General features: G+C 57.7%; 25 protein-coding genes. 13 read left to right on the forward strand and 12 right to left on the reverse strand.

What is annotated here, in order from left to right:
* Positions 1 to 45 precede the first annotated feature (45 nt).
* On the forward strand, positions 46 to 594 hold the full coding sequence (gene mtlR, locus F3J41_RS21385; protein WP_193717991.1) for a mannitol operon repressor MtlR: 549 nt from the start codon (positions 46 to 48) through the stop codon (positions 592 to 594).
* 165 nt (positions 595 to 759) lie between these two features.
* Positions 760 to 1,245, forward strand: a complete 486-nt coding sequence (gene rraA / locus F3J41_RS21390) for a ribonuclease E activity regulator RraA (RefSeq protein ID WP_021507037.1) — start codon at positions 760 to 762, stop codon at positions 1,243 to 1,245.
* 51 nt (positions 1,246 to 1,296) lie between these two features.
* Here the strand turns inward: rraA and zapB are convergent, their stop codons facing one another.
* Positions 1,297 to 1,536, reverse strand: a complete 240-nt coding sequence (gene zapB / locus F3J41_RS21395; protein WP_021507038.1) for a cell division protein ZapB — start codon at positions 1,534 to 1,536, stop codon at positions 1,297 to 1,299.
* A 416-nt stretch (positions 1,537 to 1,952) separates the two neighbouring features.
* Here zapB and F3J41_RS21400 point away from each other — a divergent pair, with 416 nt between their 5' ends.
* The 3 genes from F3J41_RS21400 to glpX all read left to right on the forward strand — a co-directional run bounded on the left by F3J41_RS21400 (position 1,953) and on the right by glpX (position 5,448).
* Entirely contained in the window at positions 1,953 to 2,801 is an 849-nt protein-coding gene (locus tag F3J41_RS21400) for an MIP/aquaporin family protein (RefSeq protein ID WP_021507039.1), read from the forward strand.
* A gap of 29 nt (positions 2,802 to 2,830) precedes the next feature.
* On the forward strand, positions 2,831 to 4,342 hold the full coding sequence (glpK, locus tag F3J41_RS21405; RefSeq protein WP_021507040.1) for a glycerol kinase GlpK: 1,512 nt from the start codon (positions 2,831 to 2,833) through the stop codon (positions 4,340 to 4,342).
* Between the two features lie 95 nt (positions 4,343 to 4,437).
* Entirely contained in the window at positions 4,438 to 5,448 is a 1,011-nt protein-coding gene (gene glpX / locus F3J41_RS21410; RefSeq protein WP_021507041.1) for a class II fructose-bisphosphatase, read from the forward strand.
* On the opposite strand, the gene emrD is transcribed toward glpX, so the two are convergent.
* Entirely contained in the window at positions 5,438 to 6,631 is a 1,194-nt protein-coding gene (gene emrD, locus F3J41_RS21415) for a multidrug efflux MFS transporter EmrD (RefSeq protein ID WP_275044624.1), read from the reverse strand. The two genes, glpX and emrD, sit on opposite strands and share 11 nt — an antisense overlap.
* A gap of 291 nt (positions 6,632 to 6,922) precedes the next feature.
* On the opposite strand from emrD, the gene fpr reads away from it, so the two are divergent.
* The 3 genes from fpr to tpiA all read left to right on the forward strand — a co-directional run bounded on the left by fpr (position 6,923) and on the right by tpiA (position 9,254).
* Positions 6,923 to 7,669 carry a ferredoxin--NADP(+) reductase gene (gene fpr / locus F3J41_RS21420; RefSeq protein ID WP_166712375.1) on the forward strand — a complete coding sequence of 249 codons (747 nt, stop codon included), beginning with the start codon at positions 6,923 to 6,925 and terminating at the stop codon, positions 7,667 to 7,669.
* Between the two features lie 105 nt (positions 7,670 to 7,774).
* Complete coding sequence (locus tag F3J41_RS21425; RefSeq protein ID WP_058771031.1) at positions 7,775 to 8,365, forward strand: YiiQ family protein; 591 nt, start codon at positions 7,775 to 7,777, stop codon at positions 8,363 to 8,365.
* A 121-nt stretch (positions 8,366 to 8,486) separates the two neighbouring features.
* Complete coding sequence (gene tpiA, locus F3J41_RS21430; RefSeq protein ID WP_031279624.1) at positions 8,487 to 9,254, forward strand: triose-phosphate isomerase; 768 nt, start codon at positions 8,487 to 8,489, stop codon at positions 9,252 to 9,254.
* Positions 9,255 to 9,321: 67 nt separating this feature from the next.
* Here tpiA and F3J41_RS21435 read toward each other — a convergent pair whose 3' ends face one another.
* From F3J41_RS21435 to cpxP, 5 genes are all read right to left on the reverse strand, one after another.
* The gene (locus F3J41_RS21435) at positions 9,322 to 10,077 is read right to left on the reverse strand and encodes a CDP-diacylglycerol diphosphatase (protein ID WP_166712377.1); all 756 of its coding nucleotides are present in this window, start codon (positions 10,075 to 10,077) and stop codon (positions 9,322 to 9,324) included.
* 127 nt (positions 10,078 to 10,204) lie between these two features.
* Positions 10,205 to 11,194, reverse strand: coding sequence for a sulfate ABC transporter substrate-binding protein (locus F3J41_RS21440; protein ID WP_021507046.1), 990 nt, complete (start codon positions 11,192 to 11,194; stop codon positions 10,205 to 10,207).
* 147 nt (positions 11,195 to 11,341) lie between these two features.
* Positions 11,342 to 12,304 carry a 6-phosphofructokinase gene (gene pfkA, locus F3J41_RS21445; RefSeq protein WP_021507047.1) on the reverse strand — a complete coding sequence of 321 codons (963 nt, stop codon included), beginning with the start codon at positions 12,302 to 12,304 and terminating at the stop codon, positions 11,342 to 11,344.
* 207 nt (positions 12,305 to 12,511) lie between these two features.
* Complete coding sequence (gene fieF / locus F3J41_RS21450; RefSeq protein WP_058781662.1) at positions 12,512 to 13,414, reverse strand: CDF family cation-efflux transporter FieF; 903 nt, start codon at positions 13,412 to 13,414, stop codon at positions 12,512 to 12,514.
* A gap of 194 nt (positions 13,415 to 13,608) precedes the next feature.
* Positions 13,609 to 14,121 (reverse strand): cell-envelope stress modulator CpxP, encoded by a 513-nt coding sequence (cpxP, locus tag F3J41_RS21455; protein WP_021507049.1) that lies wholly within the window; start codon positions 14,119 to 14,121, stop codon positions 13,609 to 13,611.
* Positions 14,122 to 14,271: 150 nt separating this feature from the next.
* Between cpxP and cpxR the strand changes: the two genes are divergently transcribed.
* From cpxR to trmL, 3 genes are read left to right on the forward strand one after another with little or no spacing between them, the layout of a single operon-like run.
* Positions 14,272 to 14,970, forward strand: coding sequence for an envelope stress response regulator transcription factor CpxR (gene cpxR / locus F3J41_RS21460; RefSeq protein WP_007885339.1), 699 nt, complete (start codon positions 14,272 to 14,274; stop codon positions 14,968 to 14,970).
* Positions 14,967 to 16,343: an envelope stress sensor histidine kinase CpxA gene (cpxA, locus tag F3J41_RS21465; protein WP_166712379.1), complete on the forward strand. Its 1,377-nt coding sequence runs from the start codon at positions 14,967 to 14,969 to the stop codon at positions 16,341 to 16,343. Before cpxR ends, cpxA begins: the two co-directional genes overlap by 4 nt.
* Positions 16,344 to 16,378: 35 nt before the next feature.
* Positions 16,379 to 16,852 (forward strand): tRNA (uridine(34)/cytosine(34)/5-carboxymethylaminomethyluridine(34)-2'-O)-methyltransferase TrmL, encoded by a 474-nt coding sequence (gene trmL, locus F3J41_RS21470; protein ID WP_021507051.1) that lies wholly within the window; start codon positions 16,379 to 16,381, stop codon positions 16,850 to 16,852.
* Here trmL and cysE read toward each other — a convergent pair.
* The 5 genes from cysE to F3J41_RS21495 all read right to left on the reverse strand — a co-directional run bounded on the left by cysE (position 16,849) and on the right by F3J41_RS21495 (position 19,962).
* Entirely contained in the window at positions 16,849 to 17,664 is an 816-nt protein-coding gene (gene cysE, locus F3J41_RS21475) for a serine O-acetyltransferase (RefSeq protein ID WP_021507052.1), read from the reverse strand. The two genes, trmL and cysE, sit on opposite strands and share 4 nt — an antisense overlap.
* A gap of 68 nt (positions 17,665 to 17,732) precedes the next feature.
* Positions 17,733 to 18,752 (reverse strand): NAD(P)H-dependent glycerol-3-phosphate dehydrogenase, encoded by a 1,020-nt coding sequence (gene gpsA / locus F3J41_RS21480; protein ID WP_166712381.1) that lies wholly within the window; start codon positions 18,750 to 18,752, stop codon positions 17,733 to 17,735.
* Positions 18,752 to 19,216 carry a protein-export chaperone SecB gene (gene secB, locus F3J41_RS21485; protein ID WP_166712383.1) on the reverse strand — a complete coding sequence of 155 codons (465 nt, stop codon included), beginning with the start codon at positions 19,214 to 19,216 and terminating at the stop codon, positions 18,752 to 18,754. Before secB ends, gpsA begins: the two co-directional genes overlap by 1 nt.
* A gap of 40 nt (positions 19,217 to 19,256) precedes the next feature.
* A complete protein-coding gene (gene grxC, locus F3J41_RS21490) occupies positions 19,257 to 19,511 on the reverse strand; it encodes a glutaredoxin 3 (protein ID WP_166712385.1) in 255 nt (84 codons plus the stop codon).
* Positions 19,512 to 19,530: 19 nt separating this feature from the next.
* Positions 19,531 to 19,962 (reverse strand): rhodanese-like domain-containing protein, encoded by a 432-nt coding sequence (locus F3J41_RS21495; RefSeq protein ID WP_058759412.1) that lies wholly within the window; start codon positions 19,960 to 19,962, stop codon positions 19,531 to 19,533.
* A gap of 249 nt (positions 19,963 to 20,211) precedes the next feature.
* Here F3J41_RS21495 and envC point away from each other — a divergent pair, with 249 nt between their 5' ends.
* Together envC and F3J41_RS21505 are read left to right on the forward strand one after the other, a co-directional pair.
* Positions 20,212 to 21,513 (forward strand): murein hydrolase activator EnvC, encoded by a 1,302-nt coding sequence (gene envC / locus F3J41_RS21500; RefSeq protein ID WP_031279626.1) that lies wholly within the window; start codon positions 20,212 to 20,214, stop codon positions 21,511 to 21,513.
* Between the two features lie 3 nt (positions 21,514 to 21,516).
* Entirely contained in the window at positions 21,517 to 22,422 is a 906-nt protein-coding gene (locus F3J41_RS21505; RefSeq protein ID WP_166712403.1) for a divergent polysaccharide deacetylase family protein, read from the forward strand.
* Positions 22,423 to 22,465 lie beyond the last annotated feature (43 nt).

Raw genomic sequence — 22,465 nt, forward strand, 5'->3', positions numbered from 1 at the left:
GGTCAATTCGGGCACGGCAGCCGCGTGCCCGTCGACGGTAGCTGAATGATGCAGGCAATAATGGAAGAGAAGCAGGCTTTTGAAAACCGGGTGCTTGAGCGGCTGAACGCCGGTCGTTCGGTGAGAAGCTTCCTGATCGCCGCTGTCGAACTGCTGGCGGAAGCAGTCAATCTGCTGGTGCTGCAGGTCTTTCGCAAAGACGACTACGCGGTGAAATATGCGGTGGAACCGCTGCTGCTGGGCGACGGCCCGCTGGGCGAGCTGTCGGTACGCCTGAAGCTCATCTACGGCCTGGGGGTGATCAATCGCCACGAATACGAAGACTGCGAGCTGCTGCTGGCGCTGCGTGAGGAGCTGAATCACGACACCAGCGACTACCGCTTTACCGACGATGAAATACTCGGCCCGTTCGGCGAACTGCACTGCGTGCTGGCCTGGCCGCCGCAACCCGATTTCACCCGCGACGACGCCGCGCTGCGCGCCATGCAGCAGCAGCGCTACCTGCAGATGGTGCGATCCACCATGGTGCTGTCGCTGACCGAGCTGATTTCCCGTATCTCGCACAAACAGGCCTTCAAGAAGCCCGCCGTGTAACGCTTCCCCTGCGGCGCTATTGCCACGCGCCGCTGTTCTCTCCGCCGCAGACAAAATATTACGCAGGATATTGATGCAGCGCTTTTTTTGGCGGTTGATGATTTTGCCAACAATCGTCAGATAGCGATATACTTACCGCTCCTGTGGCAAACAGACGACATCCCTATGAAATACGATACATCTGAACTCTGCGACATCTACCATGAAGAAGTGAACGTTGTTGAACCGCTTTTTTCGAACTTTGGTGGGCGCACCTCATTCGGTGGTCAAATTACCACAGTGAAATGTTTCGAAGACAACGGCCTGCTGTATGACCTGCTCGAAGAGAACGGTCGCGGTCGCGTGCTGCTGGTCGATGGCGGCGGCTCAGTGCGGCGCGCGCTGGTTGACGCACAGTTAGCAAGACTGGCGGCGCAAAACGAGTGGGAAGGCATCGTGGTGTACGGCTCGGTTCGCCAGGTCGATGAACTGGAAGAGCTGGAGATCGGCATTCAGGCGATTGCGGCCATTCCGGCTGGCGCCGCAGGCGAAGGCATCGGCGAGAGCGACGTGCGGGTTAACTTCGGCGGCGTCACCTTCTTCTCCGGCGATCATCTCTACGCCGACAACACCGGCATGATCCTGTCTGAAGACGCACTCGACATCGAGTAAGCGACAAACAAAAACGGGTGCCGCGGCACCCGTTGGTTTAAGCGCTAAGGCTTAAACTTCTTCCATTTTTCCCAGCAGTGCACGCAGGCGCTCCTGCCATACATGCTGCTCTTCTTTCAGATGCTGATTTTCACGCGCCAGCGCTTCGTGATTGCCGGATGCCTGGCTCATTTCGTTTTTCAGATTATTGTTCTGCTCTTTCAGCTCTTCAATTTCCATCTGCAGCAGGGTGATGGTATCAATCGCCTGCTGTACTTTCGCTTCCAGTTTCTCGAATACTTCAAATGACATCTTTCTGACCTCTCCTAAATCGTGCAAGGCGTTGATAGACCGGGCGTGCCTTAAAATAGTGCGTCCAGCCACGATGTCCCGATTGTATGTAGCCACACCCGGCAAGTCCAGCAGCACAAGGCCTGCGAGGGAAGTCTGTAACACTTTTCAGTTTATACCTGGAAAACGCGCAACTTCGCGCATTTTGCGCGCGGTCACACGCGCAGGGTGCAGCGCAGCGGGGGTTTTTGGCCCTAAACACAGGCAAAAGACGCGAAAACGCGCATTTTTATGACACGGCACACAAAATTCGATTTCGCTATTTCTCGTTTATGCTCGTTAACGATAAATTCACATCAACCCTACATTAGAGCTGGGCGACTCAAGGATTGAGAACAAAAACTGATAAAATTTAACCTCGCTTCAGGAATTCCATTATGAGTCAGACAACGAACACACTCAAAGGTCAGTGCATCGCCGAGTTTCTCGGTACCGGTTTGATCATCTTTTTTGGTGCCGGCTGTGTGGCGGCGCTGAAGCTGGCCGGTGCCGCATTCGGCCAGTGGGAAATTTGTATCATCTGGGGTCTTGCTGTCTCCATGGCGGTTTATCTGAGCGCAGGCGTATCCGGCGCTCACCTCAATCCGGCAGTCACGGTTGCCCTGTGCCTGTTCGCCAACTTCGAAGGCCGCAAAGTTTTACCTTATATTGTGTCGCAAATCGCTGGCGCGTTCTGTGCGGCGGCGCTGGTCTACGGTCTTTACTACAATCTGTTCTTTGATTACGAAGCCAGCCACCAGATGGTACGCGGCAGCGTGCAGAGCCTCGATCTGGCCGGTATCTTCTCCACCTATCCGAACCCGCACATCACCGTGGCGCAGGCGTTCCTGGTGGAAATGGTAATTACCGCCGTGCTGATGGCGGTGATCATGGCGCTGACCGACGACGGCAACGGCGTACCGCGTGGCCCGCTGGCGCCGCTGCTGATTGGTCTGCTGGTGGCGGTGATTGGCGGTTCCATGGGTCCGCTGACCGGCTTCGCCCTGAACCCGGCGCGTGACTTCGGTCCGAAGCTGTTCGCCTTCTTCGCGGGCTGGGGTAACGTGGCGTTCACCGGTGGTAAAGATATTCCTTACTTCCTGGTGCCAATTTTTGGCCCGCTGGTCGGCGCCTGCCTCGGTGCCTTCGGTTACCGTGCGCTGATTGGCCGTCACCTGCCGGGCAACCTTGCAGAAACCAGTAAAACAGAAAAACCGGTTGCGCGCGCTGAGCAGCGTAAAGCGTAAGTTTCATCGTTAATCATCAGGAAACCATAATGACTACGACTGATAAAAAATATATTGTCGCGCTCGATCAGGGCACAACCAGCTCACGTGCCGTGGTGCTCGATCATGACGCCAACATCGTCGCCGTCTCACAGCGCGAATTCACCCAGATCTACCCGAAAGCCGGCTGGGTTGAGCACGATCCGATGGACATCTGGGCCTCACAGAGCTCCACGCTGGTGGAAGTGCTGGCGCACGCTGATATCCGTTCTGACCAGATCGCCGCCATCGGTATCACCAACCAGCGTGAAACCGCCATTGTCTGGGATAAAGAGACCGGCAAACCGATTTACAACGCCATCGTCTGGCAGGATCCGCGTACCGCCGACTACTGTAACAAGCTGAAGAAAGAGGGTCTGGAAGAGTACATCCAGCACACCACCGGTCTGGTGATTAACCCGTACTTCTCCGGCACCAAGGTGAAATGGATTCTCGACCACGTGGAAGGCGCACGTGAGCGGGCGAAACGCGGCGAGCTGCTGTTTGGCACCGTTGACACCTGGCTGGTGTGGAAAATGACTCAGGGCCGCGTGCACATCACCGATCACACCAACGCATCGCGTACCATGATGTACAACATCCACAAGCTGGAGTGGGATGCGCGCATGCTGGAGATTCTGGATATTCCGCGTGAAATGCTGCCGGAAGTGAAAGGATCGTCCGAAATCTACGGCCAGACCAACATTGGTGGTAAGGGCGGCACGCGTATTCCTATCGCCGGTATCGCCGGTGACCAGCAGGCTGCGCTGTATGGCCAGCTGTGTGTGCAGCCTGGTATGGCGAAAAACACCTACGGCACCGGCTGCTTTATGCTGATGAACACCGGTACCGAAGCGGTTACTTCGACTCACGGTCTGCTGACCACCATCGCCTGCGGTCCACGCGGCGAGGTGAACTACGCGCTGGAAGGTGCCGTGTTCATCGGTGGTGCGTCAATTCAGTGGCTGCGCGATGAGATGAAGCTGATCAGCGATGCGGGCGACTCCGAATACTTCGCGATGAAAGTCAAAGACACCAATGGCGTGTACATGGTGCCGGCCTTTACCGGTCTCGGCGCACCGTACTGGGACCCGTATGCGCGCGGCGCAATCTTCGGCCTGACCCGTGGTGCCAATGCCAACCACATCATTCGCGCCACGCTGGAGTCCATCGCTTACCAGACGCGTGATGTGCTGGAAGCGATGCAGAACGATGCCGATACCCGCCTGCAGTCGCTGCGCGTGGATGGCGGTGCGGTGGCCAACAACTTCCTGATGCAGTTCCAGTCCGATATTCTCGGCACGCGCGTGGAGCGTCCGGAAGTGCGCGAAGTGACTGCGCTGGGTGCGGCTTACCTCGCCGGTCTGGCGGTCGGTTTCTGGAACGATCTGGAAGAAGTTCGTGCTAAAGCCGTGGTGGAACGCGAGTTCCGTCCAAGCATTGAAACCACCGAACGCAACGTGCGCTATGCCGGCTGGAAAAAAGCCGTGGCGCGCGCCCAGGCGTGGGAAGAAGAAGAGTAACACTGTGCTGACCCGCGGCGCCCTGCCGCGGGTTTTTCCCGTCCCCCTGCCCCGCTGTGCTACACTGCCCGCCTGTTTTTTGTCAGGTGCAGACCATGAAACGAGAACTCGCGATTGAATTTTCCCGTGTGACCGAAGCCGCTGCGTTAGCGGGCTATCACTGGTTAGGACGCGGCGACAAGAATGCCGCCGACGGCGCCGCCGTCAACGCCATGCGCATTATGCTCAACACCATCAATATCGACGGCCAGATCGTGATTGGCGAAGGCGAAATCGACGAAGCACCGATGCTGTACATTGGTGAAAAAGTCGGTACCGGCCACGGCGATGCGGTGGACATTGCAGTTGATCCTATCGAAGGCACGCGCATGACTGCGATGGGCCAGGCCAACGCGCTGGCGGTGCTGGCGGTGGGCGATAAAGGCAGCTTCCTGCACGCACCTGATATGTATATGGAAAAGCTGATTGTCGGTCCGGGCGCGCGCGGCGCTATCGATCTCAACCTGCCGCTCGCCACCAATCTGCAGGCGATTGCGCAGGCGCTCAATAAACCGCTCAGCCAGCTGACGGTGTCGATTCTTGCTAAACCGCGTCACGATGCGGTCATCGCGCAGCTACAGCAGCTGGGCGTGCGCGTGTTTGCTTTTCCGGACGGCGACGTGGCTGCCTCGATTCTCACCTGTATGCCGGACAGCGAAGTGGACGTGCTGTATGGCATCGGCGGTGCGCCAGAAGGCGTGGTGTCGGCGGCGGTGATCCGCGCCATGGATGGCGACATGCAGGCGCGCCTGCTGGCTCGTCATCAGGTCAAAGGAGATTCGGCCGAAAACCGCCGTCTGGGTGAGCAGGAGCTGGCGCGCTGTGCCGAAATGGGCATCAACGCCGGGGAAGTGCTGACGCTACAACAGATGGCGCGTAACGATAACGTGATTTTTGCGGCGACCGGCATCACCACGGGCGATCTGCTAAAGGGCATCACGCGCCAGGGCAATATCGCCACCAGCGAAACGCTGCTGGTGCGCGGTAAATCGCGCACCATTCGCCGCATTCAGTCAATCCACTATCTGGACCGCAAAGACGCAGCGCTGCACCCTTTTATCCTGTAACCGTCTGTTTGCCGCTCTCCGGATGACGCGAGAGCGGCCACCAGCACAGCAGCATCACCAGCGACGTCACAAACATCAGCATACCGAGGCTCGACTGATCGTGCTGCGGCAGCAGCGCTGAGAGCCACGCAACCACACCGGAACCCAGATTCTGCAGGCCTCCGATCAGCGCACCGGCGCTGCCGGCCAGCCACGCGTAGGGCTCCATCGCGCCAGAAGTTGCCAGCGGAAACAGCATGCCCGCGCCGAAGAAGAACAGCGCGGCCGGCACCAGCAGCGTCCAGATAGTCATCACGCCAAACCACGCCGGCAGCCACATCAGCAGGCCCGCCAGCAGGCAGCTGTTCACGCCGTACCACATCAGCGTATGCCAGGATTTCTGCTCGCGGCCGGCAAACCAGGCACCAAAAAAGGCCGCCGGAATCGGCAGGATGAACAAAATACTCACCGTCAGCCCGTCCAGCCCCAGCACGCCCGCCATCAGTACGCCGCAGCTGGCCTCAAATACCGCAATGCCCGCCAGCGCGCCGATCAGCAGTAGCAGATAACGCACAAAGTTGCCGTCGCTGAGCAGCGTGATGTAGCGGCGCAGAAACGGTGTCGCGGGCGCATCCACCGGACGGGTCTCCGGGAGCCAGCGTGCCATCGCCGCCGTTACGCCAACACACAGCAGCAGCAGGAAAGCAAAGCAGGCGTGCCAGCCAAACAGATGGGTCAGCAGCGCGCCGATTACCGGCGCCAGCAGCGGGCTGACCAGAATGCCCATGTTGAGCAGGCTGTTGGCCTGGCGCAGCGCAATGCCGGAGTAGAGATCGCGCGGCATGGTGCGCGCCATCACGCCAGCCACGCCGGTACCCAGTCCCTGCACCGCACTGCCCAGCACCAGCACACTCAGCGACGGCGCAAACAGGGCGATCAGCGCGCCCGCCGCGAAGATCGTCATGCCCGCGAGGATCACCGGACGCCGGCCAATACTGTCCGACAACGGGCCGTAGATCAGCTGCGATCCGCCGTAGGTCATCAGATAGGCCGCCATCACCTGCTGCATGGCGCCGCTGCGTACGTTAAGCGCCTCTGCCATGTTCGCCATGGCGGGCACATAGATGGTCTGCGCCATCTGCCCGACCGCCACCAGCACAATCAGCATGAACAGCAGGAAGCGGTTTTGCGTATTACTCATCATCATGGAACAAAATGTCTGCCTGAGAAACAAAGTAATGACAGCACTAAACAGGGCTGCCGGAGAGTTATGGCGGCAAAAATATCAGGAATTGCGCACAAAGCGAGAGGCGGGCGTAAAGCGGCAGCACAGGCACCGTCAAGCTTCTGTACCAGGCTGTAACGTGGCCGCTACAGTTGCTGATGTGTGCGGACGATTTGTCGCAGAGAGCCCTTTGACCGCTGCGGGGCTGGAAATCTGGTGCCGGGCTGACGAAGATAGAAAGAGACCAATTATCAATCATCAGGAGCGAACATGGCAGAGTGGGTCAATGCAGAAGTAAAAGAAGTGAAAAACTGGACCGACGCACTGTTCAGCCTGCGCGTCACGGCGCCCATCGACCCTTTTACCGCCGGCCAGTTTGCCAAGCTGGCGCTGGAAGTCGACGGCGAGCGCGTGCAGCGCGCCTACTCCTACGTCAACGCGCCGCACGATCCGCTGCTGGAGTTCTATCTGGTAACGGTGCCGGAAGGGAAGCTCAGCCCGCGTTTACAGGCGCTGCAGCCCGGCGATCAGGTGATGGTGACCAAAGAGGCGGCCGGTTTCTTTGTGCTGGATGAGCTCCCCGACTGCCAGACGCTGTGGATGCTGGCGACCGGCACGGCGATCGGCCCGTATCTGTCGATTTTGCAACAGGGCGAAGGGCTGGAGCGCTTCGATAACATTGTGCTGGTGCACGCTGCGCGCTATGCCGCCGACCTGAGTTTTCTGCCGCTGATGCAGCAACTGCAGCAGCGTTATCAGGGCAAGCTGCACATTCAGACGGTGGTCAGCCGCGAGCAGATGCCCGGTTCACTGCATGGCCGCGTACCGCAGCTGATCGAGAGCGGAGAACTGGAAAACGCCGTGGGCCTGCCAATGCACGCCGACACCAGCCACGTGATGCTGTGCGGTAACCCGCAGATGGTGCGCGATACCCAGCAATTGCTGAAAGAGACCCGCGATATGCGCAAGCATTTCAAGCGTAAACCCGGTCACATGACCAGCGAGCATTACTGGTAATCGCGCCGGCAGCAAAATGTCAGATTTTTCCCGGCGCGGGTTTTGACTTTCAGCGGTAAAAACCGTTCTAATCGTGGGCTAAGTGAATGATTTAGGGCCGAAGCAATGAAGAATCTGCCAGTCGCGCTGTTGCTCAGCGTCGCACTGACATTTCCCGCCTGGGCAGAGGACGCGCCCGCGCAGGATCGCAACGATCACCTGCCTGCGGCGCCGTATCTGCTGGCGGGTGCGCCCACCTTTGATATGACCATCGCGCAGTTCCGCGAAAAGTACAACGCCGCCAATCCTGACCTGCCGCTGCAGGAGTATCGCGCCATCGATAACCGCGATGACAAGAGCCACCTGACACGTGCCGCCAGCAAAATCAGCGAAACGCTGTATGCCTCCACCGCGCTGGAACAGGGCACCGGCAAGATTAAAACGCTGCAGATTACCTGGCTGCCGGTGCCGGGCCCGGATATGAAAGCGGCACAGACACGCGCCATGGATTACATGACTGCGCTACTGCGCTTTTTTGTGCCCGGTTTGTCAGCGGAAGAGGGACACAAGAAGCTCGATGGCCTGCTCAGCGCCGGCAAGGGCGCACGCTATTTTTCCCGCACCGAAGGTGCGCTGCGCTTTGTGGTCGCAGACAACGGCGACAAGGGACTGACCTTCGCCGTTGAGCCCATCAAACTGGCGCTCGCTAGCCCCTGATCTCCCCGGCAAAAATGACGAAAAGCAAAGCCAGCGCCCCATTTGATCTCTATACTGTCTGGCAGACATCGCTGCCCCGATGGCAGCGCTATTTCATGAATCGCGTTATGCGGAGGAAAGAATGCGACATCCACTGGTTATGGGTAACTGGAAACTGAATGGCAGCAAGCACATGGCGGGCGAGCTGATTGAAGGCCTGCGCAAAGAGCTGTCAGGTGTGGAAGGCTGCGGTGTGGCGATTGCTCCGCCGGCGATCTATCTGGATCAGGCCAAACACGCCATTTCCGGCAGCCACATTGCGCTGGGTGCGCAGAACGTTGACGTGAACCTGTCTGGCGCTTTCACCGGTGAAACCTCTGCCGAGATGCTGAAAGACATCGGCGCGAAATACATCATCATCGGCCACTCTGAGCGCCGCACCTACCATAAAGAGAGCGACGAGTTCATCGCGAAGAAATTCGCCGTGCTGAAGGCCGCAGGCCTGGTACCGGTGCTGTGCATCGGTGAGACCGAAGCCGAGAACGAAGCCGGCAAAACTGAAGAAGTGTGCGCACGTCAGATCGACGCCGTGCTGGAAACCCAGGGTGCAGCGGCCTTCGAAGGCGCGGTTATCGCCTATGAGCCAGTCTGGGCCATCGGTACCGGTAAATCAGCGACCCCTGCGCAGGCGCAGGCAGTACACAAATTCATTCGTGACCACATCGCGAAGAAAGATGCCGCTATCGCTGAGCAGGTAATCATTCAGTACGGCGGTTCGGTTAACGACAAAAACGCCGCAGAATTGTTCACCCAGCCGGACATCGACGGCGCGCTGGTGGGCGGTGCGTCGCTGAAGGCCGACGCTTTCGCGGTGATCGTCAAAGCCGCTGCAGCAGCCAAAAACGCGTAAGTTGCTGACGCAAAGAAAGGCGGCTGATGAGCCGCCTTTTTTATTGCCTGAGCAGTCGCGATGCCACTCACTCCAGCAAACGGCACTGGTGATCCTGCAGTTCTTCCGCCGAACCGCGATTCAGATTCAGCCAGTTGCGCTCCAGCGCCAGCAGCGCCAGGCGTCCATCCGGCAACCGGGCCAGCGCCAGCCCGTATTTGCCCATCTCACCGCGCGCATGCGGCACCTCCTCAGCCAGCCGGATAAATACGCTCTGCTGCGCAAGTTCGGCAGTGCTCAGCGTGCGAATCAGCCAGGTATGCCGCAGCAGCGTTGCCGTCTGCCACTGCGCATTCAGCCTCGGCGCCAGCGTATCCAGCTGCTGACGCACATCCGGTCGCAGGCAGGAGATATGAATGTGCAGCTGATTCTGCGTACGACCATACTGCGCGTTAATAGCCAGCGACAGCACGCGGTCGTCGACAGGCGCACCGCGCTTCTGCGCCAGCAGGCGGCGCTGCTGCCAGGCGGCAGCAAACAGGTTCGGCGTGGTGGGTTCGAGGAGGATTGGGCTCTCCATGCCGGTGATTTTTGCTATCGGCATCAGCAGATATTGCAGCGGGCCATTCAGATCTTTGAGCGTAACGTAACCCTGCGCCAGATTGACCTGCTGACAGGGGGCAGGATTACCGCGTTGCGTCATGTCCGGTACGCACTTTTCGCTGACAATCTGCCATAGCGCGTCGGCGTTTTTATGCAAATGCACCGCACCGGCGATCAGCCCGGCAATCAGAAGGATGAACGCGATAATCAGCAACGTAAGACTACGGCGGCGCGCCTGCATGGCCAGATCCTCAGTGATGAGCTGTCAGCATCCTCACCTGTCGCCAGCGGAAAGTCACGGCTTTTTCCGCGCCGTAAAGCAAAACGGCCAGCGCAGAGCTGACCGTTTCGTCATGATGAAAACGCGGTTACGGTTTCATGACCTGATCGTAGCTGCCACCGTCGGCAAAGTGTGCTTTCTGCGCTTTGCTCCAGCCGCCAAACTTGTCATCAATGGTGAACAGCTTAACCGGCGCGAAGCTGCTGGCAAACTTCTTCGCCACCTCAGGATCGCGCGGGCGATAGAAGTTTTGCGCCGCGATGGTCTGGCCTTCCGGTGAGTAGAGATATTTCAGATACTCTTCCGCCACCTTACGCGTGCCCTGTTCATCCACCACTTTATCGACCACGGAGACCGTCGGTTCGGCGAGGATCGATTCGCTCGGCGTAACGATTTCAAACTTGTCTTTGCCCAGCTTATCAACGGCCAGATAGGCTTCGTTTTCCCATGCAATCAGCACATCACCGATACCGCGCTCAACGAAGGTGTTGGTCGCGCCACGTGCACCGGAATCCTGCACTTCAACGTTTTTGAACAGCGCCCGGACGTAAGCCAGCGCTTTGGCCTGGTCACCGTGGTTCTGGTCCAGCGCCCAGCCCCAGGCCGCCAGATAGTTCCAGCGTGCGCCGCCGGAAGTTTTCGGGTTTGGCGTGATTACGGAAACGCCTGGCTTAATCAGATCCGGCCAGTCATGAATGCCTTTAGGATTGCCTTTGCGCACCAGGAACACGATGGTGGAAGTATAAGGTGCCGAGTTGTCCGGCAGACGCTTGATCCAGTTTTTATCGATACGACCACGGTCAGCAATAGCATCCACGTCGGACTGCAGCGCCAGCGTCACCACATCTGCGCGGATGCCATTGATCACGGACGTCGCCTGCTTACCCGAACCGCCGTGCGACTGGCGGATCACCACGTTATCACCGGTTTCCTGCTTGTAGTGCGCGCTAAACGCTTTGTTGTACTGCTCGTACAGCTCACGGGTTGGATCGTAAGAGACGTTTAACAGCTGAATATCCTTTGCCAGAACACTGGTTGAAGCCAGTAACAGGGTGACACCAATACTCCACTTGTTCATTGCTTGCTCTCCCGAGGTCGTTATAGAACAAGACTGACACAAAGCAATCCATGGATTAAAGAATTAAAAATAAGCTGTTATAACTATGGAGAATATAGCAAGGCATAAAAAAGGGCGCGAAAGCGATCGCGCCCGATTTATCGTTGATTAGTAGAGTTTTTTCGCGGTATCCAGCCAGTCGCGCTTGAACGGACGCTTCATGTTTTCGATAGCGTCGATGATGTCATGATGCACCATCTTCTCGTTCTGAATCCCCACACAGCGACCGCCGTAGCCCTGCAGCAGCAGCTCAATTGAATAAGCGCCCATGCGTGATGCCAGAATGCGGTCGTAAGCGCATGGCGCACCGCCGCGCTGGATGTGACCGAGCACGGTGGCACGGGTTTCACGCTTGGTTTCCGCTTCAATAAAGTGCGCCAGATCGTCGATGTCACAGATGTGTTCGGTGATCGCCACGATGGCGTGTTTTTTACCTTTCGCAATGCCAGCCTGGATTTCTGCCACCAGTTCTTCGCGGGTGTAAGGGATTTCAGGCAGCACGATGAACTCACAACCACCGGCGATGGCCGCCGCTAGGGTCAGGTCACCGCAGTAGCGGCCCATCACTTCTACGATGGAGATACGCTGATGCGAAGAAGAGGTGTCGCGCAGACGGTCAATCGCTTCAACTACGGTTTCCAGCGCGGTGAAATAACCGATGGTGTAATCGGTACCGGCGACGTCATTGTCGATGGTGCCCGGCAGGCCGATGCACGGGAAGCCCATTTCGGTCAGGCGTTTGGCACCCATGTAAGAACCGTCACCGCCGATCACCACCAGCGCATCAATGCCGCGCTTTTTCATGTTTTCGATCGCGACCTGACGCACTTCTTCGTTACGGAACTCCGGGAAACGCGCCGAGCCGAGGAAGGTGCCGCCGCGGTTAATCATGTCCGACACGCTGTAGCGGTCGAGGTTGATCATGCGGTCTTCGTACAAACCCAGATAGCCGTCATAAATACCAAAAACTTCAAGGCCTTCACTCAGCGCGGAACGGACAACTCCGCGAATGGCTGCGTTCATGCCTGGGGCGTCGCCGCCGCTGGTCAGTACTCCGATTTTTTTGATCATGACAACCTCTGGATTGTTCAAAACTAAGGATTATTCCTGCCTGTCGACCGGTGTGGACCAGCTCGCGATCGCACGGCTTAATAGTTGCAGATAGTATATCAAAGGCTTGATGCTGAATTGATTCAGGTCAGACAAGTTTTCGCTAATTTTTTACAGAGTTGTTAGCGTTACGTCATTTTTTTCACGCAATACTATGTTTTATAACGGCTAAAACTGAAAAAAACCCTGCTGATTTTGCGGCACGACAGAACAGGGGTCCTGATGAATAATCACATCTGAGCCGGGAAATTTTTGCCGTAATGCCTGCTCAATTTGATCGGCCACCTGATGCGCCTGCACCAGCGGGAGATGATCGTCCATCTCCAGATGAAGCTGAATAAACCGCGTCGGGCCAGACTGCCGCGTACGTAACGCATGGGCACCGCGTACGCCGGGCCAGTGGCTTACCAGCGCGATAATCGCCTGTTTTTCCTGCTCCGGCAGCGCACGATCCAGCAGCGACTGCACCGCTTCATAGCCCATGCGCAGCGCGTTATAGAGGATATATACGCCGATGCCGAGCGCAAACAGCGCATCCGCTCGCTTAAAACCATAACTGCTTAAGCCCAGCGCCACCAGAATCGCGCCGTTCATCACCACATCCGACTGATAATGCAGCATGTCCGCGCGTATCGCCTGGCTGCGGGTACGCCGCACCACCCAGCGCTGAAAAGCGACCAGCACCAGCGTGGAGCTGAGGGCGATCAGCGTCACTACTATACCCACCAGCGGCGCGCGCAGCGTTTCTGGCGTGGCCAGATGCTGCAGCCCGGTAAGAAACAGAAACAGCGCCGATCCGGAGATAAACATGCTTTGCGCCAGTGCCGCCAGCGATTCCGCTTTACCGTGACCAAAGGTGTGATCGTCATCGGCAGGCTGCAATGAATAGCGCACCACCAGCAGATTGGTCAGTGACGCGGCGATATCGACCAGCGAATCCACCAGCGCCGCCAGCACGCTGACCGAACCGGTGTACCACCAGGCGAAAATTTTCACGATCAGCAACAGCGTTGCCAGCGTGGTTGCCGCCAGCGCCGCGCGGTTTACCAGTTTTGCGTAGGAAGGTTCCATGCCTTGCCTCGTCAGGCGCTGCAGCACGCCATGCAGTGGAAAATGGCTCAAGTTTATCACCGTCCCGTGCAGACTGCGTGACAGGATGGCGAGACGGATGCAATTTGCCCGCGAATTCAGGGCAAAAAAAACCCCGCCATCATGGCGGGGAAGACAGGGATGGTGTCTATGGCAAGGAAAACAGGGATACTATGTTACTGGTTACTGCTGGTACTACTCACTGCTTGCAGCGGTGATGATGGCTGCAATCCGGAGAGCCGACGCGCTTCATTCAGGCGCCGCTCAAAATTCTTCTGCAATGTCGCTTGCTGTGCAGGCGTTAGCAGGTGATACATCTGATTACGAACCCGGGCCATCTCGATTTGCAGTTCTACCTGCTCGCGGGCCTGTTTCTCTGCCTGCTGGCGGATAGCCGATTCGTTAAATTTGTCTGCAATGACAAGGTCATGCATAGTTTCTATGTCCTGAACGCTTAACACCGGGCGTTCATGGCGCGCTTGCTGCATCAGGTCGCGCATCTGTTGCCGCTGTTGTTCAGTCAGCTCAATGCCATCGAACATGTGGCTTTGCGGATTTTGCGTCATACTGCCTGTCGTCAATCCGCCGTTATGATGCATCTCGTCAATCGTCGTCGTGTCTGCTGCTTCTGCGCTGGCGTGACTGAGAACCATCGCTGAGGCAAAGACGACGGCGGTTAAGTAGCGCATCGTTTACTCCCGGTTCGTTCCGTTTTGCGATTCAACGAGAGCTAGTGTACGGCGACAGCTGCAAACATCCGTCAGGGGGTGTAAAACTACGTAAAGCGTTGGATTGCCACTATAGGAACACGGTATTTTGCCTGCGGAGGGCAACAAAAAATGAATAAAATCCTGTTGGTTGATGACGATCGCGAATTGACTTCGCTGCTTAAAGAACTGCTTGAAATGGAAGGTTTTGAGGTGATTGTCGCCAGCGATGGCGAGCAGGCGCTCAATCTGCTGGACAACACCGTCGACCTGCTTTTGCTCGATGTCATGATGCCGAAGAAGAACGGTATCGACACGTTAAAAGAGCTACGCCAGCAACATCAAACCCCTGTCATCATGCTGACCGCCCGCGGTAGCGAGCTGGACCGCGTTCTGGGCCTGGAACTGGGCGCGGATGACTATCTGCCAAAGCCGTTCAACGATCGCGAACTGGTGGCGCGTATCCGTGCGATTCTGCGCCGTTCCAACTGGAGCGAACAGCAGCAACAGCACGATAACAGCTCACCGACGCTGGAAGTGGATTGCCTGCGCCTGAATCCGGGCCGTCAGGAAGCCAGCTTCGACAGCGAAACGCTGGATCTCACCGGCACTGAGTTCACCCTGCTCTACTTACTGGCGCAGCATCTTGGCCAGGTAGTGTCACGCGAGCATCTCAGCCAGGAAGTGCTGGGCAAGCGCCTGACGCCGTTTGACCGCGCCATCGATATGCACATCTCTAACCTGCGTCGTAAGCTGCCGGAACGTCGTGATGGTCATCCGTGGTTCAAAACTCTGCGCGGACGCGGCTATCTGATGGTTTCGGCATCATGATTGGAAGTTTGACCACCCGCATCTTCGCCATCTTCTGGCTCACCCTGGCGCTGGTGTTGATGCTGGTACTGATGGTGCCCAAACTCGATTCGCGCCAGATGACCTCGCTGATGGAGAGCGAACAGCGCCAGGGCACCATGATTGAACAACACGTTGAGGCGGAGCTGTCACAGGATCCGCCCAACGACCTGATGTGGTGGCGCCGGCTGTTTCGCGCCATCGACAAATGGGCACCGCCCGGTCAGCGCCTGCTGCTGGTGACCAGCGAAGGACGGGTGATCGGTGCGCAGCACAATGAAATGCAGGTGATCCGCAACTTTATCGGCCAGTCTGATAATGCCGATCATCCGCAGAAGAAAAAGTATGGCCGCGTCGAGATGGTCGGCCCCTTCGCGGTGCGCGACGGCGAAGACAATTACCAGCTGTATCTGATCCGTCCCGCCACCAGTTCCCAGCTCGATTTCGTCAACCTGCTGTTTGACCGTCCTCTGCTGCTGCTCATCGTCACCATGTTAATCAGCTCACCGCTGCTGCTGTGGCTGGCGTGGAGCCTGGCGCGTCCGGCACGCAAACTAAAACATGCCGCGGATGAAGTGGCGAGCGGAAATCTGCGTCAGCATCCGGAACTGGAATCGGGCCCGCAGGAATTTCTCGCTGCCGGCTCCAGTTTCAACCAGATGGTGAGCGCGCTCGAACGCATGATGACGGCACAGCAGCGTCTGCTGTCGGATATCAGCCATGAATTACGCACGCCGCTGACGCGCCTGCAGCTGGCGACGGCGCTACTGCGCCGGCGTCATGGCGAAGGCAAAGAGCTGGAGCGCATTGAGACCGAAGCGCAGCGTCTGGACGGCATGATCAACGACTTGCTGGTACTGTCGCGCACCCAGCACAAGAACGCGCTGGTGAGCGAAGCGATGAAGGCCAACCAGCTGTGGAATGGCGTGCTGGAAGATGCCAAATTCGAAGCGGAGCAGATGGGTAAAACCATGGACGTGCCCTATCCGCCCGGTCCATGGCCGCAGTACGGCAACCCGCATGCGCTGGAAAGCGCGCTGGAGAACATTGTGCGTAACGCGCTGCGCTATTCACACACGCACATCAGCGTTAGCTTTGCGGTGGATATTCAGGGCATTACCGTGCACGTGGACGACGACGGTCCTGGCGTCAGCCCGGAAGATCGCGAGCAGATTTTCCGTCCGTTCTACCGCACCGATGAAGCGCGTGACCGTGAATCCGGCGGCACCGGGCTCGGGCTGGCGATTGTCGAAACCGCCGTGCAACAGCACCGCGGCTGGGTGAAAGCCGATGACAGCCCGTTAGGCGGTCTGCGCCTGACGCTGTGGCTGCCGCTGTACTCCGCCCGGCAATAATTTGCTATGCTGCGGCCCTCGTTTCCGGGGGCCTTATGCTAAACATCGTCTTATTTGAACCTGAAATTCCGCCAAATACCGGCAACATCATCCGCCTGTGCGCCAATACCGGCTTTCAGCTGCACCTGATTGAGCCGTTAGGCTTCGCCTGGGATGATAAACGCCTGCGCCGCGCCGGACTGGATTACCATGAATATACCGCGCTGAAAAAGCACGCCAGCTACGCCGCTTTTCTGGCGGCGGAAGCGCCACAGCGCTTATTCGCGCTGACCACCAAAGGCACACCGGCGCACAGCGCCGTCAGCTATCAGCCGGGCGACTATCTGCTGTTTGGCCCGGAGAGTCGTGGCTTACCGCCAGAAATTCTTAATGCGTTGCCGGCAGAACAGAAGATCCGCATTCCGATGCGCGCAGAGAGCCGCAGCATGAACCTGTCGAATGCGGTTTCAGTGGTGGTGTATGAGGCGTGGCGCCAGCTGGATTATGCGGGCGCGCTGATCAAAGGCTAGATGCCGTCGCCGTACTCAAACCCGGCGCCGGTGAAGTGCTGATCCATATCCATCGACGGTTTGTCGCTGGCTGGTTTGCCGACAATGCGCGCCGGCACGCCGGCCGCCGTGGTATGGGGCGGCACCGGTTGCAAGACCACCGAACCGGCACCGATTTTGGCACCGCGCCCGACTTCAATATTGCCAAGGATTTTGGCCCCTGCGCCAATCATCACCCCTTCACGGATCTTCGGATGGCGATCGCCGCTGGTTTTACCGGTACCGCCCAGCGTGACCGACTGCAGAATGGAGACGTCATTTTCCACCACAGCCGTTTCACCAATCACGATGCCGGTGGCGTGATCCAGCATGATGCCGCGCCCGATGCGCGCCGCCGGATGAATATCCACGGCAAAAGAGACCGAGATTTCGTTTTGCAGATACACCGCCAGCGCGCGCCGTCCCTCTTTCCACAGCCAGTGGCCAATACGGTACGCCTGCAGCGCGTGGAAGCCCTTCAGATAGAGTAACGGCGTGGAATATTTGTCGACCGCCGGATCGCGCTGACGCACTGCCTGAATATCGTACGCGGCCGAGACAATCATCTCAGGATCCTGACGATAGGCTTCTTCAACAATTTCGCGTATGGCAATAGCGGGCATGATCGGGTTAGCGAGCTTGTTAGCCAGCATGTAGCTGAGCGCGCTGCCGAGATTTTCGTGCTTGAGCAAGGTCGCATGGTAAAAACTGGCCAGCATCGGTTCACAATCGGCCAGCGCTCTGGCTTCGGCTTTGATATGGTTCCAGACCAGTTCTAACTCTTCAGACGACATTGCTGTTTGCTCCCGATAAAAAAGCGCCCGATTAGGCGCTACAGGTGATAATGCTTAAGCGTCCTGCTTTAGCTTTGGCTGTTCTCGTCCTTCCTTGTACGACCAAGCAGGCTCAATGCTGCCTCTCGCGCCGATTTTTCGCAATATAATACCTGATAAATTTGCTCGGTTATTGGCATTTCCACGCCCACATGCGCAGCTAACGCTTTGACTTCTTTCGTGTTTCTGTAGCCTTCTACAACTTGTCCGATAATGCGTTGCGCCTCATCCACGCTTTCGCCCTGCCCCAGCATCATGCCGAAACGGCGGTTGCGCGACTGATTATCGGTACAGGTCAGCACCAGATCGCCAAGACCCGCCATGCCCATAAAGGTCGTCGGATCGGCACCCAGCGCAGCACCGAGACGGCTCATCTCCGCCAGACCGCGGGTGATGAGTGCCGTACGCGCATTGGCACCAAAGCCAATGCCGTCGGAGATCCCGGCACCAATCGCAATGACGTTTTTCACTGCGCCGCCCAGTTGCACGCCGATGAAGTCCGGATTGTTGTAAACGCGGAAGCTTTTGCCGCAGTGCAGCTTTTGCTGCAGATCGTCGGCAAACTGCGCGTCAGTGGCCGCCAGCGCAATCGCCGTCGGCAAACCGGCCGCCAGCTCTTTGGCAAAGGTCGGGCCGGAAATCACCGCCAGCGGAATGCTGTCGCCGAGGATTTCGCGCGCCACATCCTGCAGCAACCGTCCGGTCTCTTTTTCCAGTCCTTTGGTCGCCCAGACAATGCGTGAATCGGCACGCAGCAGCGGTTTGAGCTGCATCAGCACGTCGCCGAACACATGGCTTGGCACTACCACCAGCAGATCGCGGCTGGCGCTGACGACGCGGGCCAGATCGGCTTCAGGAACGAGATTATCGGGGAAAGGAACATCGGGCAGGAAAGCGGTATTGCATCGGTCAGCCTGCAGCTGCGCCACGTTTTGCGGATTGTGGCCCCACAGCAGCACCGGATGGCCATTACGGGCCAGCGTAATGGCCAGTGCGGTGCCGTACGAGCCGGCACCGATGACGCTAATCGAAGCGTTGAGTGTAGTCATCAGGCATCCTGACGTGGCGCTTCGCCTTCACCCTGCTGCTGCAGATAATTCATGAACAGCGCATCAAAGTTGACCGGCGCCAGATTGAGCTGAGGGAAGGTACCGCGTGACACCAGGCTGGTGACACATTCACGCGCATACGGGAACAGAATGTTCGGGCAGTAAGCGCCGAGGCAATGTGCCATCTGCGTGCCTTCGATACCGCTGATGGTGAAGATACCGGCCTGCTGTACTTCGCACAGGAACGCGGTGTCTTCGCCCACGGTGGCGGTGACAGTAACGCGCAGCACGACTTCATACACTTCATCCGCCAGCTGAGAAGAGGCGGTGTCCAGATCCAGCTTCACTTCCGGTTCCCACTCTTTCTGGAAAACCTCAGGTGCGTTTGGCGCTTCAAATGAAACGTCTTTGGTGTAAACGCGTTGAATCTGGAACTGCATTTCGTTGCTGCTATGCTCTGACATGTTACTGAATCCTTTAAGTGAAAATTGTCGGTCGAAAATGTTATGCGCGGAGCAAGGTATCGAGTCCCTGACGCCCGTCCAGCGCGTAGAGATCGTCACAGCCGCCAATGTGCTGCGCGTCAATAAAGATCTGTGGCACCGTGGTGCGGCCGCTGCGTTTGATCATCTCTTCGCGCTTTACCGCGTCCCCATCAATGGGAATCTCCTGGTATGACACGCCTTTTTGATCCAGCAACGCCTTCGCCCGGTGGCAGTAAGGACAGGTCACTTTGGTGTAAATCTCAACATTAGCCATGCGGTGATACCTCAGGAAGTTATTTACCGCGAACCAGCGGCAGGTTTTCGCCACTCCAGCCGCTCACACCATCTTTCAGCACGGTCACTTTGTCAAAACCCGCTGCGCTAAGGGTGGCTGCCGGTTCTGCGGCGCTCTGGCCGGTGGCACATACCACAATTATGGGCTGCGACTTGTGCTTTTCCAGCTCGCCGAAGCTGCCTTTTTTGATATCGGCTGCGGCGATGTTAATAGCCCCTGAAATGTGTCCTTTGCGATAGTCGTCGCGTGAACGAACGTCTACCACCACCGCGTCCTCTTTGTTGATCAGGTGGGTTGCTTCACCACGGCTGATGGTTTTTACCTTAGAGAACATACCTTTAACGGTGGTTACAATCACCAGAATAAGTAAAGCGACCCATGCCAGACTAAGGATGGGGTGATTGCTTGCAAACTGCATAATTTCTTGCATGAGGGGTAACGACTCCAGACCGGGGCTAATAAGCTAAAACAAGGGTTCTGAGTATACCTGCGCCACTTCGCATGTACAGTCGTGAAGCGGGCAGAGTTACGATTTGTGCGTCATTTTCCAAAAAAAGTGTTCTAATCGCAAAATTGAGACAATCTTTATCCCGGTAAGCTGTGGCCGACATCTTTCGTAAAGCAAAACCCGGCCGGGATAACTGGTAAGCGGCTGTTCATCGTGGAATAATTATCGACTATGAAGGGAAAAGCGACCGTTACACACACAAGGACCCGTTACAACGACCCGGCATCTCCGTTGTCATTTCGCTGGTCCGATATCTCCCTCAGCCTGCTTTGTGCGGGTGCGTTGCTGTTGCCCGTCGCCGCGCATAGCGCCGATGACAGCAAAACGCAGCTAAAGTCCATTCAGCAGGACATCGCCGAAAAAGAGAAAAGCGTTAAAGCGCAGAAGCTGCAGCGCAGTAAGCTGCTGGATCAGCTGCAGAGTCAGGAAAAAGTGATTGCCCAGGCCAGTCGCCAGCTGCGTGAAACCCGCAACAGCCTGAGCGCGCTGAACGGCGAAATCGCCCAAACCACCGCCGCCATTGCCCGGCTGGAAAAGCAGCAGGCGCAGCAGGAAAAACTGCTGGCGCAGCAGCTGGATGCCGCGTTTCGTCAGGGCCAGCACAACGGCGTGCAGCTGCTGCTCGGCGGTGAAGAAGCACAGCGCAGCGAACGCATTCTGGCCTATTTTGGCTACCTCAATGCCGCCCGGCAGAAAAACATCGACGAGCTTAAGCAGACTCAGCAGGAGCTGGCGCAGCAGCGTCAGGCGCTGCAGGGCAAGCAGGAGCAGCAAAAGTCGCTGTTAGCGCAGCAGCAGACGCAACAGAACAAGCTGGAAACCGCCAGCGCCGCACGCAAGAAAACGTTGTCCGCACTGGAGAGCGCGCTGGAGAAAGACCAGGCCGATCTGGTCGAGATGCGTCAGAACGAAAGCCGCCTGCAGGACAAAATCGCCAAAGCCGAACGTGAGGCGCGCGAACGGGCGCAACGCGAAGCGCGCGAGGCGGAAAAAGTGCGCCAGCGTCAGGCTCAGGCAAAAGCCAAAGGCTCCAGCTATTCTCCTACGCAAAGCGAGCGCGAGCTGATGGCGCGCACCGGCGGCCTTGGCCGGCCGGGCGGACAGGCCATCTGGCCAGTGCGCGGTCGCATTGAACATCGCTTTGGTGAAGCAATGCAGGGCGAACTGCGCTGGAAAGGTCTGGTGATTGATGCGCCGGAAGGCACTGAAGTCAAAGCCATTGCTGATGGTCGCGTGCTGATGGCCGACTGGCTGCAAGGCTACGGCCTGGTTGTGGTCGTCGAACACGGTAAAGGCGATATGAGCCTTTATGGCTACAATCAGAGCGCGTTGGTGAGCGTCGGTGCGCAGGTGAAGGCAGGACAGCCTATCGCCCTCGTGGGCACCAGCGGCGGCCGCGGCACGCCCTCGCTCTACTTTGAAATTCGTCGTCAGGGACAGGCCGTCAACCCACTGCCGTGGTTAGGAAGATAAGTGTTGTTTCAGTCCCAAAAGCTTAGCGCCGCCCTGTGCGGGCTGTTTTTCACCTTTGCCGCCCATGCGGGAAAACTGGCTATCGTCATTGACGACTTCGGCTACCGCCCGGCTGAAGAGAATAAAGTGCTGCAGATGCCCGCCGCGATTTCTGTGGCGGTGCTGCCCAACGCGCCTCATGCGCGTGATATGGCAACCAAAGCGCATCAGGACGGTCATGAAGTGCTGATTCACCTGCCGATGGCGCCGCTGAGCAAACAGCCGCTGGAGAAGGACACGCTGACGCCGGAGATGAGCAGCGAAGAGATCGCGCGCATCGTGCGTGACGCCAGCAACAAAGTGCCGTATGCGGTTGGTCTGAACAACCATATGGGCAGCAAAATGACCTCCAGCCTGCCCGGCATGCAGAAAGTGATGCAGGTGCTCAATCACTATAATTACTACTTCCTCGATAGCATGACCATTGGCAACAGCCAGTCGGTCCCGGCCGCACAGGGCACGCAGGTCAAAGTCCTGAAGCGTCGGGTATTTCTTGATGACAGCCAGAATGAAGCGGCGATTCGCACCCAGTTCACCCGCGCAGTGAAGCTGGCACAGCGTGATGGCTACGCCATCGCTATTGGCCATCCGCATCCCACCACGGTACGGGTGTTGCAGCAGATGTTGCCAACGCTACCGGGCGATATCACCCTCGTCCGCCCCAGCCAGTTGCTCAACGAACCGCTGCGCCAGGGCGCTACGCCGCCGGTCAGCACGCCGGTGAAACCGCGTACCCCGGTGTTCCGTGCGCCTGGCGTGTGTAAGCCGGGCCAGCCGCTGCCTGCCGTACCGCAGAGTCGTGCGGTGGAGGTGGTGACAGAGAGCATTACCGGCAGTTCACTCGTGCAGTCGCTTAAACAGCTATTCTGATTATCAGGCGCAGCGTGCTGCGCCTTATTTAACGCCACACCTT

Origin of the sequence: Pantoea sp. Ap-870 (assembly GCF_011752515.1) — a bacterium.
Lineage (GTDB): Bacteria > Pseudomonadota > Gammaproteobacteria > Enterobacterales > Enterobacteriaceae > Pantoea > Pantoea dispersa.